A 15,922-nucleotide genomic window follows, 5' to 3' on the forward strand; every position below is an offset into this window, starting at 1 on the left:
GCGAAACCGGCTCTCAAAAAATACTCAGTCCCGGCGTAATGTTTGCAGCAATACGTCGTATTCCGGCGCCCCGCTTTGACATTCATCAAATTGGCGCCCGTCTTTCAGCATGATGATGCGATCAGCAAATTCCGCCTCACGGCGATTATGGGTGATCATCACGACAGTCTTGCCCTCGGCCCTGGCAAACAGCCGGAAGAGCACGTCGCGCGCCGTCTCGCCGTCCAGTCCCTCCGTCACCTCGTCGAGAAGCCAGAGCGGTTTGTCGATGAGCAGAAAACGGGCAAGCGCCAGCCGGCGCGACTGGCCGCCGGAGAGGCCCTGCCCGGCTTCGCCAAGCCTCGTTTCCAGCCCTGCCGGCAGGCTCCTGACGTGTTCGGCAAGACCCGCGGCTTCAAGGGCGCTCCACAATTCACGCTCGGTGGCGGCGGGTTTCGCCAGCCTCAGATTATCGGCGATGCTGTCGCGGAAAAGCTGGCTGCGCTGCGTCATGGGTAGGGACGGAAGGGCACTGACCGTGCCGGCGGCCGGCCGCAATTCACCCGCCAGAAGCTGGATGAGGCTGGTCTTGCCGGCACCGCTCGGGCCGATGATCGCGACCCTCTCTCCTGCTGCAACCGCAAGATTGATATTCGTCAGGACCGGCTGGTCGTTACCGTCCCGCTCCAGACGCACGCCTTCAAGTTCCGCAGCCATGCCACGGCGGGGCAAAGCCGGACAGTAGGTCTGGGCCAGTGCCGAAAGGCGTGGCGCGATGCGCCTTGCGGAAAACAGGGTACGGCCGAGCTCCATGGCGCCACGCCGCAATGCCGTGAAAGGTTCCAGCGCGGCAAAACAGACGAGCAGGCCGAGCGCCGCGGCCGGCGCGCTCACCGTTCCCTGCTCCGCAAGCCAGGCCATGCCGAGCAGGGCCGCACTCAGAAGCACCGCCGTTGCAAGCCCGAAGGAAAAACCGGCATTCGTTTCAATGCGGTTCAAGGCTTCGTCGCAGGAAAGCAGATAGTCATCGGCCTGTTTCACCGCCGAAACCTGGGCGGACAGACGGGCGGTGGTCAGCAATTCCGCCTGCCCGTTGACGAGATCCGCCGTGCGTGCGCGCAGCGCTTCAAGCCCGACGGCCCGGCGGCGCGAGAATTTTTCCGCCTTCAATGCGGAACGCACTGGAATGCAAAGCCCTGCCGCAACGAGAAAAAGCGCCGCCAGAATGCCCGCGAGCGGATCAAGGAAAGCAAGGCCGATGCCCGTTGCAACAGCCGCAAGGACCGCAACGGCTGCGGGCACCAGCACACGCAGATAAAGCGAATCCAGCGCGTCGATATCCGCGGTCAGCCGGTTCAGCAGGCGGGCAGGCCGTGCCTGCAGATTTTTCGCCGCCTGTGGCGCGGCAAAACCGCGAAACAGCTTTTCACGCAGCGCCGCAAGCACGGAAAGCGTGGCTTCATGGGTGGTCATACGCTCGCCATAACGGGCGGCGGTACGCGACAGAGCGAGGAGGCGAATGGCCGCCGAGGGCGCAAAAACATCGAACGCATAGGCCGTCGCCGGAAGCAGGCCGGCGATTGCGGTGGCGGTGATGAACCAGCCGGACACCCCGAGAAGGCCGATGCCGGCCAGCACCGTGGTGGCGGCCAGAACCGCACCGGCAAGCAACATGCCGCGACGGGCCGACCAGAAGAGGGCAATGACAGGTTTCAATATGGCAAAACGTGCAATCATGACCGGTCTCCCGAATGGATCGCCGTCATATCCACGATCCTGTCCATGCGCGCGGCCAGCACGGGATCATGGGTTGCGACGATCAAGGTTCTGCCCTTTGCGAGTTGCAGCAGGTTTTCCGTAATGAGCGCGGCGGTTTCCCGGTCGAGATGCGCTGTCGGCTCGTCAGCCAGAATAAGGCATGCCGCGGGATCGGCGACGGCGCGCGCAATGGCCAGCCGCACCGCCTCGCCGCCGGAAATGCCATGACCGCCATCGCCGACAATGAGGTGCTGCCGGACGGAAGACAATCTGTCGAGCCCGGTCTGTTCAAGCGCCGTCCCGACCATATCCCGCTTGATGCCGGTGCGGCCGAAACGGACATTCGCCGCAAGCGAACCGGCAAAAAAGAACGGCTTCTGGCCGATCCAGCCGATCGATTTGCGCAGCCTATCCGCCGTTTCGTTATCGAGGGCAATTCCACCGATTTTTATCGTGCCGCTTCTTGCCGGAGCCAGACCGGCAATCAGCGACAGCACGGTGGATTTGCCGCAGCCCGACGGCCCCAGAAGGGCAACCGTCTCGCCCGCCCGAATGTCGAGGTCGAAATTTCGCAACACGGGCGACGCGCCGGGATAAGCGAAGGACAGATCGCTCATCTCTACCGTCGCGGGGCCGGGCAACCCAGCCGGCATCACATCCTCGCCCTTGCCCACAATGGCCGCGCCGGCCTGCGCCAATTTGTCGAGCGCATCGAGCGCCGCCTCACCGGCCGCCCGGTCATGCCAGACCGCGGATAGTTCCCGCAGCGGCTCGAAAAAAGCCGGCGCGAGAAGCAGGATGAACAGACCCTCCGCGAGAGTGAGCTTTTGGCCCCAGGCACCGAAGTCAAGAAAACCGAGAAGGTGGAAGCCGATATAGACCGCCGTCATGGCAACGCCGAGCGCGGCGAAAAGCTCCAGCACCGCCGAGGAGAGAAAGGCGATCCGCAACACCGCCATGGTTCGCTTCTTAAGGTTCTGCGCATCGGCGCTGAGACGCCCAGCGGTCAGATCGACGGCCTCCAGCGCGCGGATCGTTTCCAGTCCGCGCAGACGATCCAGCAGGAAAGCGTTCATATTGCCCGTCTCGGCCAGCTGCTTCTCGCTGGCCGCCTTGGCCTGCCAGCCGATCAGCGCCATGAAGAGCGGGATGGTGGGCATGGCGAGCAGGAGCACCAGCGCCGCAATCCATGTAAACGGCAGGATCACCAGCACGAAAACCAGGGGAATGATGGTGGCCTTCATGCGTGCCGGCTGGAAACGGGAAAGATAGGGCACCAGCGCTTCCGCCGTCTCGGCCACGACGCCTGCGGCCTCGCCGGACGCGGTTCGGGAGAGATCAAGCGGGGAAACCTTCGCCACGGCCTGCAACACGTCCAGCCGCCGCCGCGAAAGGGCGGCGCGTGCAGCCCTGAATGACAGCCGCGCCGCCATCTTTTCGAGGAAAGCCTTGACGAGACCAAGGATGAGAACCGCAACGGCGGCCGGAACGATCGCCATCATCGGCTGGCCATCAGCGATTTTTCCGACTGAAAAGGCAAGCAGGCCCGCCTGCGGCAGCCAGAGCAGGCCCGCCAGAACATGCAGCAGGGCCACGGACCGTCCCACCACTGGCGCACGTGTCGTTTTCACGGCGGCCTTGTCACGCACGCTCCTGCGGTTGGCGCTGCCGAAGAAGCGTCGCCGCGCCGTATCGGGCGAAATCGCGGCGGGCGCGGGACAGCCTGCACCATTGCTATCGGCCGACTGGCGGATCTGTGCGGACATGTTCATGGCCGGTCTCCTCACCCGTCCTTCTTCGCGCCGCGGGGTCTGGCGAGAGAGACGATCTTGTCCTTGGCCTCCAGAAGCTTCGTGACCTTCGAGCCGAGCGCCAGGAGCGACGCCAGCCTTTCCGTCTCCAGCCGCTTCACATCATCATACCAGCCGGTGAGCTGCTCGATCAGCGTCTTCATCTCGTCGATGCGCTTTTGCGCGTGCCGCTCGCCCTCGTTTTCCGGTGTCTCCATCAGAATTTCACGCAGCACGCTGAGCGTCGGATCGATCTCACGCTTCTTGCGCTCTTCGGCAAGCGTGCGGAGAATTTGCCAGACATCTTCCGGTGTCGTGAAGAAGTCGCGCCTGTCGCCGGGGAAATGCTTGAGAATTGCAAGGTTCCACGCCTGAAGCTCCTTCAGGCTCATCGACACGTTGGAACGGGAAATGCCGAGCGCCTCCACAATATCGTCCGCGCAGAGCGGCTGCGGCGAAATATAAAGCAAAGCATAGACTTGGCCGACAGTGCGGTTGATTCCCCAGCGGCTGCCCATCTCGCCAAAATGCAGCACGAAGGACTGAACGAGCGGGGAGAGCGTGGTCGGCATTTCTTTGCTTCCTGAATTTTCAGTAATTTCTGAAATTTCGATAACGCAAAAAACGAAAAGCGGCAAATCACCTTTTTGACCTGCGTCAAAATGTGCAGTCCGTTCGGGGAAGACGTCGGCGGATCGGGGCCGGCTCGCCGGGGAGCAGGAGCAAACCTCTCGCAACCAAATTGATGATACCGATAACATCGGCAGCTATCGGCCGAGACTGAAATCCCGCGATAAAAACCGGCGGCGGAACCATCCGCCGCCGGTCAAAGGACCGCACACAAATACGGGAAGGCGCTCAGGAAAAAGCGATCTGGACCTTCATGGCGCGGCTTCGATCAGAAGCGAATTCGAAGGCCGAAATGGCATCGTCGAGATCGACGGTCTGGGTGATGAAGGGCTTGACGTCGATCAGGCCCTTGCGCATCAACTCGACACCGGTGGCGAATTCTTCGTGGAAGCGGAAGGAGCCGCGCAGATCGAGTTCCTTGGCGGTGATCGCCATCATCGGCAGGCTCATGTCGCCACCCAATCCGAGCTGGACGATGATGCCGCGCGGCCGCAGCGCGGCAATGCCGCCGGCAAGCGCCACGGCGGCACCCGAGCATTCGTAGAGAACGTCGAAAGTACCCTTGTTCGCACCATAGGCGGCAAGCGCATCGGGCTCATCCTTGCTGTTGATGACACGATCCGCACCTGCTTCGCGCGCCTTGGCAAGCGTGAAATCCGACAGATCGGTCGCGACGATTTCAGCCGCACCCGCCCGGCGGGCGGCGAGAATGGACAGGATGCCGATGGGGCCGCAGCCGGTGACGAGCACGCGCTTTCCCAGCAGATCTCCGGCGCGGCGGGTGGCATGCAGCGTCACCGCCAGCGGTTCCGCCATGGCCGCCTCACCGGCGCTCAGACCGTCGGCCGGCACGCACTGCAACGCATCCGCCACCAGAACCTCACGGAAAGCACCCTGAATATGCGGGAAAGGCATGGCGCTGCCATAAAAGCGCATGTTGAGGCACTGGTTGTGCAGGCCTTCCTGGCAGAAGCGGCAGGTCCGGCAGGGACGCGACGGCGACACCGCCACCAGACCGCCGACCTTCAGCCCTTCCACGCCTTCGCCCAGCTCTTCGACGATGGCGGAGACTTCATGACCAAGCACCATGGGCTCACGAAGCCGCACGGCACCGAAACCGCCATGGTTATAATAGTGGAGATCGCTGCCGCAAATCCCGCCGCGGACCAGACGAAGCCGCACTTCTCCCGGTCCCGGCGCTTCCTCCGGCCGCTCCTCGATGCGCACATCCTTTGCCCCATGGGCGACAATCGCTCTCATAAACAACTCCCGTTCAACCGCGCGCCACTGCGGCGCGCCAAAATTTCCGCATCCAGATCGTGACCGCAAGGCGCACATTTCCCCGCCCTGCGGCCTCCTCCCGCGCCGGGTCCGTACCGAAACCGGGCGTTTAAGCCTTGACATCCACGTCTGAAAGGGATGAATGTTATCGATAACATAAACCTGTACGAATGCAATGTCGAGAGACTGGAGGAAACAGTGGGCCTTAATTTGTTCGATCTTTCCGGCCGCCGCGCCCTGATCACGGGTTCGTCCCAGGGCATCGGCTTCGCGCTGGCGCAAGGGCTGGCGGAAGCGGGAGCGGAAGTGGTGCTGAACGGGCGTGACGAAGCCAAGCTGAAGGCAGCCGCCGCCGGCATCAAGGGTGCGAAAACGCTTGCCTTCGACGCTACCGACCATGGCGCGGTGCGCGAGGCCATCGACCGTTTCGAAGCCGAAGTCGGCCCCATCGATATTTTGGTCAACAATGCCGGCATGCAGCACCGCACGCCGCTTGAGGATTTTCCGGCGGATGCCTTCGAGCGCCTGCTGCAGACCAACATCGCCTCGGTGTTCCACGCTGGACAGGCCGCCGCGCGCCACATGATTTCTCGCGGACGCGGCAAGATCATCAACATCGCCAGCGTTCAGACCGCCCTTGCCCGCCCCGGCATCGCGCCCTACACCGCCACCAAGGGCGCTGTCGGCAACCTGACGAAAGGCATGGCGACGGACTGGGCAAAATACGGCCTGCAGTGCAACGCCATCGCGCCCGGCTATTTCGACACGCCGCTGAACGCAGCCCTGGTCGCGGACGAAACCTTTTCGGCATGGCTTGAAAAGCGCACGCCGGCCGGCCGCTGGGGCAAGGTCAAGGAGCTTGTCGGCGCCTGCATCTTCCTGTCGTCTGACGCTTCGTCCTTCGTGAACGGCCATATTCTCTATGTCGACGGCGGCATCACCGCCTCGCTATAAAAACGTCCATTCCGGAATGGCAGGCTGCGGCCGCCATCCGGAATGAACTGACGACACCGCGATCAGCCTGGGAGGAGGCCGTGAACACCATGACCGAGAAGAATAAAGTCGCCCTCATCGGCGCGGGCGCCATGGGCGGCGCAATCGGCACCCGGCTCATCGAAACAGGCAATCAGCTGACGGTTTTCGATCTGGATGCGGAAAAGGTGGCGGCACTGACCAGCCTCGGCGCGCTGAGCGCCGGCACGGCGGCGGAAGCGGCGGCTGTTTCCGATGTCGTGATCCTCAGCCTCAATTCGCCGAAGATCGTCCGTATCGCCGTCTTCGGCAAGGATGGCGTGGCGGCAGGGGCGCGGCCCGGCACGCTGATCATCGACATGTCCTCCATCGATCCGGAAGCGACCAAGGAACTGGCCGCCGATGCCGCCGAGAAGGGGCTGCGCTGGGTGGACAGTCCCCTTTCGGGCGGCGCGCCCAAGGCACTCATCGGGCAATTGACGCTGATGGCGGGCGGCAGCGAGAAGGATGTGGCCGATGCCCATCGCGTGCTGCAGCACGTGGCCAGCAACTACACCCATATGGGGCCCTGCGGCGCCGGGCAGACGACCAAGCTGATCAATCAGGTTCTCTGCGGCCTGAATTTCCTTGCTGTCGCGGAAGCAACGCAGCTTGCGCTCGACGCGGGCGTCGATGCCGCCAAAATCCCGCAGGCGCTGAAGGGCGGCCGGGCGGACAGCGCCATCCTGCAGGAATATATGCCGCGTTATGTGGCGAAGGATTACCGCCGCACCGGCCGCATCGACAATATGGTGAAAGACCTGAACGGCGCGCAGGATCTTGCCCGGCGCACCAACACCGCCATGCCGCTGACGACGCTTTGCGCCGAGGTGCACCGCATGCTGACGGCTGCGGGACTAGGCGGCGAGGATCAGGCCGCGCTGATGGAATTTTTCAGCGGCGCGAAACGCACCTTCCCGGACTGATTGCGGCCACGGGCCAGAGCATTTTCGGCAAAAATGCGTAGCGGTTTTACGTCCGGAAAATGCGGAAAAATAAAAGCCTCGAACACGTTCGACGCTTCCGCCAGACCGGACGTGCTCAACGCTGACACGTCGCAGCGGCGGCAGCCCTGTTGATGCAGCCCGTTATCGCCATTGCGAAATCGTCGCGCAGCGAAGATGATCGGGCGAATCGGCGCGGCGACTGCCCCGGCGACCGCAGATGCACGCATGCAGAGGATAATTTCCCGATGACCACCTCCGCGACCGGCACGGGGATTACAGGTATCGCCGTTTCCGGCAAGGGTTTCAGCGCCGAGATCGCTTATGAGGGCGCAACGCTTCTGAGCTGGCGGCCGCGGCCTGCCGATGGCGGCGAAGGCGAAAACCTTGTCGATGGTTATCTGACGCCCGCCGAGCTGCAATCACAGAATGGCGTCAGAAACGGCATTCTCGCGCCTTTCACCAATCGCATCACGGATGGCCAATATGGCTTCGGCGGTGAAACGCACCACCTCGAACCCGTCCTTTCCCATGAGGCGCTCGTCTTCCACGGATTTGCCAGGGCCCTGCCCTTCGCGCTTGTGCAATCTTTCGAAGAATCCGGTGCACATATCCTCGTTTTACGTGCTGAAATATCGCCGACCGATTTCAGGGGTTATCCCTATCGGCTTGCCATCGAGGTGGAATATCGCTTTGCCGGCCACGAGGTCACCCTCGACATACGCGGCATCAATCGCGGCGACCGGCCCCTGCCTTTCGCCGCTGGCTGGCATCCCTATTTCCGCCTGCCCGGCATGACGTCCATCGACGATCTCCTTCTGACGCTGCCCTCGCGAACGGCGATTGAAACGGACGAGGATTTGATCCCTCTGCGGGCTCCTCAGACGGGAATAGTCAAACGGGACGATCCCCGCTTTCTCCATGCGCCGCTGGCAGGCCATGTGCTCGATGTCTGCTTCACCGACCTTGTCGCATCCGAAAACGGGTTTTACGAGACGGTACTGGAGAACCGCCATGACGGTTCGAGCCTCACGGTCTGGCAGGAGCGTGGGCACATGCATGTCTTTACCGGCGACACACTGGCCCGCGACAGGCGACAATCCATCGCGCTCGAACCGGTGGAGACGCCCACCAATGCCTTCAACCATCAGGAACTTGCGGATGCGATGACGCTGCAACCGGGCGAGACGCGAAGTTTCCGCTTTGGCGTCCGTTTTGTGGCGGCGCGCTGATCAGGGTTCAATGAACCCTCAGATATGCGTCGTCGGCAGTGACGACGATAGTTTCACCGTCTCCATGGAGATATAGGCTGACATGTCGTAAAGCTGCACGCGGCGCAGGATCTGTTTGTAGATCGTGTCGTAATATTCGACATTCGGCAGCACGAGTTTCAGAATATAGTCGAAATTGCCGGTGAGCCGGTGAACCTCGACGATTTCCGGTATGGTGCTGACGGCGGCATGAAACCGGTCCAGCCAGTCCTCCGCGTGCAGGCCGGTTCTCACCAGCAGGAAAACCGTGGTCGGCAGGTTGATCTTCCGCCGGTCGAGCAACGCCATCGTGCCGGTCACGTAACCTTCCGCCCGCAGCCGCGTGATGCGGCGCGAGCACGCGGATAACGACAGCGAAACCTCCTCCGCGATGTCAGTGAGCGGCGTTTCGGCATTTTCCTGGAGAATCGCAAGGATTCGGCGGTCACGGTCATCAATCATCCGCCGACAATGCACCGGTTAACGCAATGGCGCAAGAAATTTGCGATATTTTCTCATAAAGCGCATCATGTTTGCATCATTGCTGCGCAATCCCTTAAAAAACGCATGCCGTTTTCGTGCCCGTGATGGCATTCTTGTCTTCAATCAAACTTGATAAGGGAACTCTTATGAAACGGATCGGCCTGATCGGCGGCATGAGCTGGGAATCCACCGCAACCTATTACCGCATGATCAACGAGGCCGTGCGCGACAGCCGCGGCGGGCTGGTCTCGGCCGATATCGTCATGCATTCGCTCGATTTTTCCGAAGTCGTCGCCCTTCAGAAGGCTGACCGCTGGGACGAGGCCGGCGCGCTTCTGGGTGCTGCCGGTGCGCGCCTTGCCAATGCGGGTGCCGATTGCGTGCTGATCTGCACCAACACCATGCATCTCGTCGCTGAACAGGTGGCGAAAATGTCGGGCGTGGCGCTGATCGATATCATCGACGAAACCGCCGCAACGCTGAAGGCGGACGGACGCCGCAAGCCGCTGTTGCTCGCCACCCGCTACACGATGGAACATGGCTTTTACACCGACCGCATGCGCCGCCACGGTGTCGAGGTGGTCGTGCCCGATGCGGAAGACAGGGCTGCGATCCACGACATCATCTTCGGTGAACTCTGCCAGGGCGAGATCAAGTCCTGCTCGCGCGAGCGCTATCTCGCGGTCATCGAGAAGGCCCGCGCACTCGGCGTCGATTCCGTCATTCTCGGCTGCACCGAGATTTCCCTGCTGATCGACCCCGACGCCCTGCCGCTGCCGGGTTACGATTCGACCGCCATTCACGCAAAGGCCGCCGTCGGCTTCGCGCTCGGAAACAAGGCCCTGAACAGAGCCGCATGAATGTGCCGACTCTTTGCCTACTCCGGTAAACCGGTCTGGCTCGACAGCCTGCTGATCGAGCCGGAAGCATCGCTGGTCAGCCAGTCCATGGCCGCAAGGGAAGCGAAAACCGTCGTCAATGGCGATGGTTGCGGCCTTGGCTGGTATGGCGAACGCGGAACGCCCGGCGTTTTTCGCGATACCAGACCCGCATGGTCCGATGCCAATCTGGCGGCACTTTGCCATCAGCTCCGCTCGGGCATGTTCATGGCCCATGTCCGCTCCGCCACATCAGGCGAGGTTTCCCGCGCCAATTGCCACCCCTTTTCCCATGGCCAATATCTGTTCATGCATAACGGCCAGATCGGCGGTTACGAACAGATAAGGCGCGATATCGATTCCCTCATTCCCGACGATATCTATGCATCCCGGCGCGGCACCGGCGACAGCGAAGCGATCTTCCTCATCGCCGCCGGCCTTGGCCTCGATGCCGATCCGGTGCTCGCCATTTCCACCGCCCTTCGCCTCTGTCAGGAAAAGATGATCGCGGCTGGCGTCTCCTCGGCGCTGCGGTTCAGCGCCGTGCTGATGGATGGCGATTGCGTGCACGCCTTCCGCTGGTCGAGCGATGACAAGCCGCCGACACTCTACTGGCGCGGGCTGGAAGAAGGCATTGCGTTGAGTTCCGAACCCTTTTCCTTCGATTGCACTCCCTGGTGCGCCGTTCCACCGAATACCAGCGTGACGATCCGCGCCGGGGAAATGACCGCGCGACCTTTTTGCCTGCCGTAAACATCCGCTTTCACCACCGTATTTTCCGGTTTTCACACCGCCGCCGGCCGCGACCGGCGCAGCCGCGGCAACGCCCCATTTATTTTCATTGAATTTTCGCAGCCGCGAAGGCTAGTGTGTGATCCATGGCGTCGGATCGAAATATGCACGATCTTCGGTTCGACGCGGAAAACAGAATATTTGAGCGAAACAGATTTCAGGACCGGTGAACCATTTAAAAGTGTTGCAGCCCCTCTCCCTTTCTTGAACGATGCCCGCCATCGCAACGACTATGCAGACCCGTTCGGGAACGGCGCATAATGGGCCGGCAATGCCTTCGGCGATCCTTGGAACGCAGAAGAAAAAGTCTTATTTTTCATAAACCTACGCTCTTAAACTTTCCGGAAAAATTGCTGTTGCCACACCTCCATATCGATGCATAAACTGGCATCAGCAAAGGCAACACGGATCGACCTCATCAGACCCTCTCCTCCCACCAAGGTGCTGACCGACCAATGATCAATAATCTCAACGCCGCCGATCTTCCCCGCCCCGCCCCGCGCAGTTCCAACCCGGAAATCATGGCGTCGGAAATCATCGAACGCCTGACCTACCGCATCGGCAAGGACGTCAAGGTTGCAAAACCGCACGACTGGCTGACCGCAACCATCCTCGTCGTGCGCGACCGCATCATCGACAAGTGGATGGAATCCACCCGCAAGGCCTATGCCAACAATTCCAAGCGCGTTTATTACCTGTCGCTGGAATTCCTGATCGGCCGCCTGATGCGCGACGCCATCTCCAATATCGGCCTGATGCATGAAATCCGCGACGCGCTGTCCTCGCTCGGCGTCGACCTTGACGTCATCGCCGGGCTGGAGCCGGATGCCGCGCTTGGCAATGGCGGCCTTGGCCGTCTCGCCGCCTGTTTCATGGAATCCATGGCGACCGTCGACATCCCCGCCTATGGCTACGGCATTCGTTATGTGCACGGCCTCTTCCGCCAGCAGATGGCGGATGGATGGCAGGTGGAACTGCCGGAAACATGGCTGGCGCACGGCAACCCCTGGGAATTCGAGCGTCGCGAAAGCTCCTATGAAATCGGCTTCGGCGGATCGGTGGAGACAATCGGCGGTTATGAAGATCCGCAGCGTTTCGTCTGGAAACCGGCCGAACGCGTCATCGCCATGGCTTACGACACACCGGTCGTCGGCTGGCGTGGCACCCGCGTCAATACGCTCCGCCTCTGGTCGGCGCAGCCTATCGACCCCATTCTGCTGGCCGCCTTCAATGCCGGCGACCACATCGGCGCATTGCGCGAAAGCAACAAGGCGGAAAGCCTGACGCGGGTTCTCTACCCTGCGGACGCAACGCCCGCCGGTCAGGAACTGCGCCTCAGACAGGAATTCTTCTTCTCCTCCGCCTCGCTGCAGGACATTCTGCGCCGCCATCTGCAGCAGTACCCGGATTTCACCTCGCTGCCTGAGAAGGTCTCGATCCAGCTCAACGATACGCATCCGGCCATTTCCATCGCCGAAATGATGCGTCTTCTGTGCGATGTCCACGGGCTGGAATTCGAGGAAGCGTGGAAGATCACGCAGGGCACCTTCTCCTACACCAACCACACGCTTCTGCCGGAGGCGCTGGAAAGCTGGCCCGTGCCGCTGCTCGAGCGTCTTCTGCCAAGACATATGCAGATCGTCTACGCCATCAACGCCAATACGCTGCTCTTTGCCCGCAAGGAAAAGAAGATGGCGGATCAGCAGATCCGTTCGATCTCGCTGATCGACGAAGGCGGCGAGCGCCGGGTGCGCATGGGCAACCTCGCTTTTATCGGCTCACATTCCATCAACGGCGTTTCCGCCCTTCATACCGACCTGATGAAGGAAACGGTCTTTGCCGACCTGCACAGCCTTTATCCCGACCGTATCAACAACAAGACCAATGGCATCACACCGCGCCGCTGGCTGATGCAGTGCAATCCCGGCCTCACCGGCCTGCTGCGCGAGACGATCGGCGACGATTTCCTCGACGATGCGGAAAAGCTCACCGCGCTCGACCGTTTCGCCGACGATGCCGGTTTCCGCGAGAAATTCGCCGAGGTGAAGCGTCTGAACAAGGTGCGACTGGCAAACACGGTGGCGCAGCGCATGGGCATCCGCGTCGATCCCTCGGCCATGTTCGACATCCAGATCAAGCGTATCCATGAATATAAGCGCCAGCTTCTGAACCTCGTGGAAACGGTCGCGCTTTACGACCAGATCCGTTCCCACCCGGAACTGGATTGGGTACCACGCGTTAAGTTCTTCGCAGGCAAGGCGGCGCCGAGTTATCACAACGCGAAGCTGATCATCAAGCTTGCCAACGATATTGCCCGGGTCATCAACAACGACCCGGCCGTGCGCGGGCTTCTGAAGGTGGTGTTTATTCCGAACTACAACGTTTCGCTTGCGGAAATCATGGTTCCCGCCGCCGATCTTTCGGAACAGATTTCGACCGCCGGCATGGAAGCCTCCGGCACCGGCAACATGAAATTTGCGCTGAACGGCGCGCTGACCATCGGCACGCTCGATGGCGCGAATGTCGAAATGCTGGAGCATGTCGGTTCCGACAATATCGTGATCTTCGGTATGACGGCGGATGAAGTGGCCAAGGCGCGTGCCGAAGGCCACAATCCCCGCGCGATCATCGAAGGATCGGCCGAGCTGTCGCAGGCGCTGTCTTCCATCGCCTCCGGCGTTTTCTCGCCGGATGACCGCTCACGTTTCGCCGGCCTGATCGACGGTATTTACAACAGCGACTGGTTCATGGTCGCCGCCGACTTCGACGCCTATGCCAATGCACAGCGCGAAGTGGACGCGATCTGGAGCGATCCGGATAGCTGGTATGCCAAGACAGTGCGCAACACGGCGCGTATGGGCTGGTTCTCGTCCGACAGGACGATCCGCCAATATGCCACCGAGATCTGGAGAGCCTGATGAAAAAACCGCTCAATTCGGCCGAAGAGAAAAAGACTGGCGACATCACGAAGGCTGAAATCGAGGCGATCAAGAGCGGTTTGCATTCCAATCCCTTTGCCCTTCTCGGCGTGCACGAAACGCCGGAAGGGTTTTCCGCCCGCTGTTTCATTCCCGGCGCCGAGGAGGTTTCCGTCCTGACGCTGGACGGAAATTTCGTGGGCGAATTGAAGCGGCTCGATCTGGACGGCTTTTTCGAAGGCCGGATCGATCTTTCGAAGCGACAGCCGGTGCGGTATCGCGCCAGCCGCGACGATGCCGAATGGGCGGTGACCGACCCTTACAGTTTCGGCCCGGTTCTCGGCCCCATGGACGATTATTTCGTCCGCGAAGGATCGCATCTGCGGCTCTTCGACAGGATGGGCGCGCATCCGCTGAAGCTCGAGGGCGTGGAAGGTTTCCATTTCGCCGTCTGGGCGCCCAACGCACGGCGCGTTTCCGTCGTCGGCGATTTCAACAACTGGGATGGCCGCCGGCATGTGATGCGGTTTCGCAAGGATACCGGCATCTGGGAAATCTTCGCGCCTGACGTCTATGCCGGCTGCGCATACAAGTTCGAAATCCTCGGCGCGAACGGCGAGCTTCTGCCGCTGAAGGCCGATCCCTATGCCCGTCGCGCCGAGTTGCGGCCGAAGAACGCTTCCGTCACCGCGCCGGAACTGACGCAGAAATGGGAAGACCAGGCCCACCGCGAACATTGGGCGCAGGTGGACCAGCGCCGCCAGCCGATCAGCATTTACGAGGTGCATGCCGGCTCCTGGCAGCGCCGTGAGGACGGCACGTTCCTCAGCTGGGATGAACTCGCCGCCCAGCTCATTCCCTATTGTACCGATATGGGCTTCACCCATATCGAATTCCTGCCGGTTACCGAACATCCCTATGACCCCTCCTGGGGTTACCAGACGACCGGGCTTTATGCCCCAAGCGCCCGTTTCGGCGATCCGGAAGGCTTTGCGCGTTTCGTCAACGGCGCCCACAAGGTTGGTATCGGGGTGATCCTCGACTGGGTTCCGGCGCATTTTCCAACCGACGAGCACGGCTTGCGCTGGTTCGACGGAACGGCGCTTTACGAACATGCCGATCCGCGGCAGGGTTTTCACCCTGACTGGAACACGGCCATCTATAATTTCGGCCGCATCGAGGTGATGTCCTACCTCATTAACAATGCGCTTTATTGGGCCGAGAAATTCCATCTCGACGGGCTGCGCGTGGATGCGGTCGCCTCCATGCTCTATCTCGATTATTCCCGCAAGGAAGGCGAGTGGATCCCCAATGAATATGGCGGACGGGAAAATCTCGAATCCGTCCGCTTCCTGCAGAAGATGAATTCCCTCGTCTACGGCACCCATCCGGGTGTCATGACGATTGCCGAGGAATCCACCTCCTGGCCGAAAGTATCGCAGCCCGTCCACGAGGGCGGCCTCGGCTTCGGCTTCAAATGGAACATGGGCTTCATGCACGATACGCTGAGTTACTTCTCGCGCGAGCCGGTGCATCGCAAGTTCCACCATCAGGAACTGACCTTCGGCCTGCTTTACGCCTTCAGCGAAAATTTCGTGCTGCCGCTTTCCCATGACGAGGTGGTGCACGGCAAGGGATCGCTGATCGCCAAAATGTCCGGCGACGACTGGCAGAAATTCGCCAATCTGCGGTCCTATTACGCCTTCATGTGGGGTTATCCCGGCAAGAAGCTGCTGTTCATGGGGCAGGAATTCGCACAATGGAGCGAATGGAGCGAAAAGGGCTCGCTCGACTGGAACCTGCGCCAATATCCGATGCATGAGGGCATGCGTCGCCTCGTGCGCGATCTCAACCTCACCTACCGTTCAAAACCCGCTTTGCACGCCCGCGACTGCGAACCGGAAGGTTTCCGCTGGCTTGTGGTGGATGACCACGACAATTCCGTCTTCGCCTGGCTGCGCATGGCGCCGGGTGAAAAGCCGGTGGCGGTCATCTGCAATCTCACCCCGGTTTACAGGGAAAACTATTATGTGCCGCTTCCGCTTGCGGGGCGGTGGCGGGAGATTCTCAACACCGATGCCGAAATTTATGGCGGCAGCGGCAAGGGAAATGGCGGACGCGTTCAGGCGGTCGATGCCGGCGGCGATATCGGGGCGATGCTCGTCCTGCCACCGCTTGCCACGATCATGCTTGAGCCGGAAAACTGAC

General features: G+C 61.2%; 13 protein-coding genes. 7 read left to right on the forward strand and 6 right to left on the reverse strand.

Annotated elements, in window-relative coordinates:
- Window positions 1–24: 24 nt before the first annotated feature.
- The 4 genes from cydC to JZX88_RS23360 form a co-directional block, all read right to left on the reverse strand.
- A complete protein-coding gene (gene cydC, locus JZX88_RS23345) occupies window positions 25–1,716 on the reverse strand; it encodes a thiol reductant ABC exporter subunit CydC (protein ID WP_206914899.1) in 1,692 nt (563 codons plus the stop codon).
- Window positions 1,713–3,503: a thiol reductant ABC exporter subunit CydD gene (gene cydD / locus JZX88_RS23350; protein ID WP_206914948.1), complete on the reverse strand. Its 1,791-nt coding sequence runs from the start codon at window positions 3,501–3,503 to the stop codon at window positions 1,713–1,715. The genes cydC and cydD overlap by 4 nt, the downstream gene beginning before the upstream one ends.
- A gap of 17 nt (window positions 3,504–3,520) precedes the next feature.
- Entirely contained in the window at window positions 3,521–4,099 is a 579-nt protein-coding gene (locus JZX88_RS23355) for a GbsR/MarR family transcriptional regulator (protein ID WP_065116406.1), read from the reverse strand.
- Window positions 4,100–4,385: 286 nt separating this feature from the next.
- Window positions 4,386–5,417 (reverse strand): L-idonate 5-dehydrogenase, encoded by a 1,032-nt coding sequence (locus JZX88_RS23360; RefSeq protein ID WP_110759084.1) that lies wholly within the window; start codon window positions 5,415–5,417, stop codon window positions 4,386–4,388.
- A gap of 219 nt (window positions 5,418–5,636) precedes the next feature.
- Here JZX88_RS23360 and JZX88_RS23365 point away from each other — a divergent pair, with 219 nt between their 5' ends.
- Together JZX88_RS23365 and JZX88_RS23370 are read left to right on the forward strand one after the other, a co-directional pair.
- Window positions 5,637–6,392 (forward strand): SDR family oxidoreductase, encoded by a 756-nt coding sequence (locus JZX88_RS23365; protein WP_206914900.1) that lies wholly within the window; start codon window positions 5,637–5,639, stop codon window positions 6,390–6,392.
- An 89-nt stretch (window positions 6,393–6,481) separates the two neighbouring features.
- Window positions 6,482–7,375, forward strand: a complete 894-nt coding sequence (locus JZX88_RS23370; protein WP_206914901.1) for an NAD(P)-dependent oxidoreductase — start codon at window positions 6,482–6,484, stop codon at window positions 7,373–7,375.
- On the opposite strand, the gene JZX88_RS23375 is transcribed toward JZX88_RS23370, so the two are convergent.
- Window positions 7,321–7,623 (reverse strand): hypothetical protein, encoded by a 303-nt coding sequence (locus JZX88_RS23375; protein ID WP_206914902.1) that lies wholly within the window; start codon window positions 7,621–7,623, stop codon window positions 7,321–7,323. The two genes, JZX88_RS23370 and JZX88_RS23375, sit on opposite strands and share 55 nt — an antisense overlap.
- An 18-nt stretch (window positions 7,624–7,641) precedes the next feature.
- Here JZX88_RS23375 and JZX88_RS23380 point away from each other — a divergent pair, with 18 nt between their 5' ends.
- Window positions 7,642–8,625 carry an aldose 1-epimerase gene (locus JZX88_RS23380; RefSeq protein ID WP_206914903.1) on the forward strand — a complete coding sequence of 328 codons (984 nt, stop codon included), beginning with the start codon at window positions 7,642–7,644 and terminating at the stop codon, window positions 8,623–8,625.
- Between the two features lie 18 nt (window positions 8,626–8,643).
- Here the strand turns inward: JZX88_RS23380 and JZX88_RS23385 are convergent, their stop codons facing one another.
- Complete coding sequence (locus tag JZX88_RS23385) at window positions 8,644–9,105, reverse strand: Lrp/AsnC family transcriptional regulator (RefSeq protein WP_065116327.1); 462 nt, start codon at window positions 9,103–9,105, stop codon at window positions 8,644–8,646.
- A 167-nt stretch (window positions 9,106–9,272) separates the two neighbouring features.
- Here JZX88_RS23385 and JZX88_RS23390 point away from each other — a divergent pair, with 167 nt between their 5' ends.
- The 4 genes from JZX88_RS23390 (at window position 9,273) to glgB (ending at window position 15,921) form a co-directional block, all read left to right on the forward strand.
- Window positions 9,273–9,986, forward strand: coding sequence for an aspartate/glutamate racemase family protein (locus JZX88_RS23390; protein ID WP_206914904.1), 714 nt, complete (start codon window positions 9,273–9,275; stop codon window positions 9,984–9,986).
- A complete protein-coding gene (locus JZX88_RS23395) occupies window positions 9,987–10,757 on the forward strand; it encodes a class II glutamine amidotransferase (RefSeq protein ID WP_206914905.1) in 771 nt (256 codons plus the stop codon). It begins immediately after the preceding gene.
- 494 nt (window positions 10,758–11,251) lie between these two features.
- A complete protein-coding gene (locus tag JZX88_RS23400; protein ID WP_142858635.1) occupies window positions 11,252–13,714 on the forward strand; it encodes a glycogen/starch/alpha-glucan phosphorylase in 2,463 nt (820 codons plus the stop codon).
- Window positions 13,714–15,921: a 1,4-alpha-glucan branching protein GlgB gene (gene glgB / locus JZX88_RS23405; protein WP_206914906.1), complete on the forward strand. Its 2,208-nt coding sequence runs from the start codon at window positions 13,714–13,716 to the stop codon at window positions 15,919–15,921. The genes JZX88_RS23400 and glgB overlap by 1 nt, the downstream gene beginning before the upstream one ends.
- Window position 15,922: the final 1 nt, after the last annotated feature.

Source organism: Agrobacterium sp. OT33 (assembly GCF_017313365.1).
Classification (GTDB): Bacteria; Pseudomonadota; Alphaproteobacteria; order Rhizobiales; family Rhizobiaceae; genus Agrobacterium; species Agrobacterium rhizogenes_A.

Bases quoted from the DNA above. Each gene is read 5' to 3' on its own strand.
- JZX88_RS23380 (WP_206914903.1), top strand. From the start codon at position 7,642: ATGACCACCTCCGCGACCGGCACGGGGATTACAGGTATCGCCGTTTCC.
- cydD (WP_206914948.1), bottom strand. From the start codon at position 3,503: ATGTCCGCACAGATCCGCCAGTCGGCCGATAGCAATGGTGCAGGCTGT.
- JZX88_RS23355 (WP_065116406.1), bottom strand. From the start codon at position 4,099: ATGCCGACCACGCTCTCCCCGCTCGTTCAGTCCTTCGTGCTGCATTTT.
- JZX88_RS23395 (WP_206914905.1), top strand. From the start codon at position 9,987: ATGTGCCGACTCTTTGCCTACTCCGGTAAACCGGTCTGGCTCGACAGC.
- JZX88_RS23390 (WP_206914904.1), top strand. From the start codon at position 9,273: ATGAAACGGATCGGCCTGATCGGCGGCATGAGCTGGGAATCCACCGCA.
- glgB (WP_206914906.1), top strand. From the start codon at position 13,714: ATGAAAAAACCGCTCAATTCGGCCGAAGAGAAAAAGACTGGCGACATC.
- JZX88_RS23385 (WP_065116327.1), bottom strand. From the start codon at position 9,105: ATGATTGATGACCGTGACCGCCGAATCCTTGCGATTCTCCAGGAAAAT.
- JZX88_RS23360 (WP_110759084.1), bottom strand. From the start codon at position 5,417: ATGAGAGCGATTGTCGCCCATGGGGCAAAGGATGTGCGCATCGAGGAG.
- JZX88_RS23375 (WP_206914902.1), bottom strand. From the start codon at position 7,623: ATGCGTGCATCTGCGGTCGCCGGGGCAGTCGCCGCGCCGATTCGCCCG.
- JZX88_RS23370 (WP_206914901.1), top strand. From the start codon at position 6,482: ATGACCGAGAAGAATAAAGTCGCCCTCATCGGCGCGGGCGCCATGGGC.
- JZX88_RS23400 (WP_142858635.1), top strand. From the start codon at position 11,252: ATGATCAATAATCTCAACGCCGCCGATCTTCCCCGCCCCGCCCCGCGC.
- cydC (WP_206914899.1), bottom strand. From the start codon at position 1,716: ATGATTGCACGTTTTGCCATATTGAAACCTGTCATTGCCCTCTTCTGG.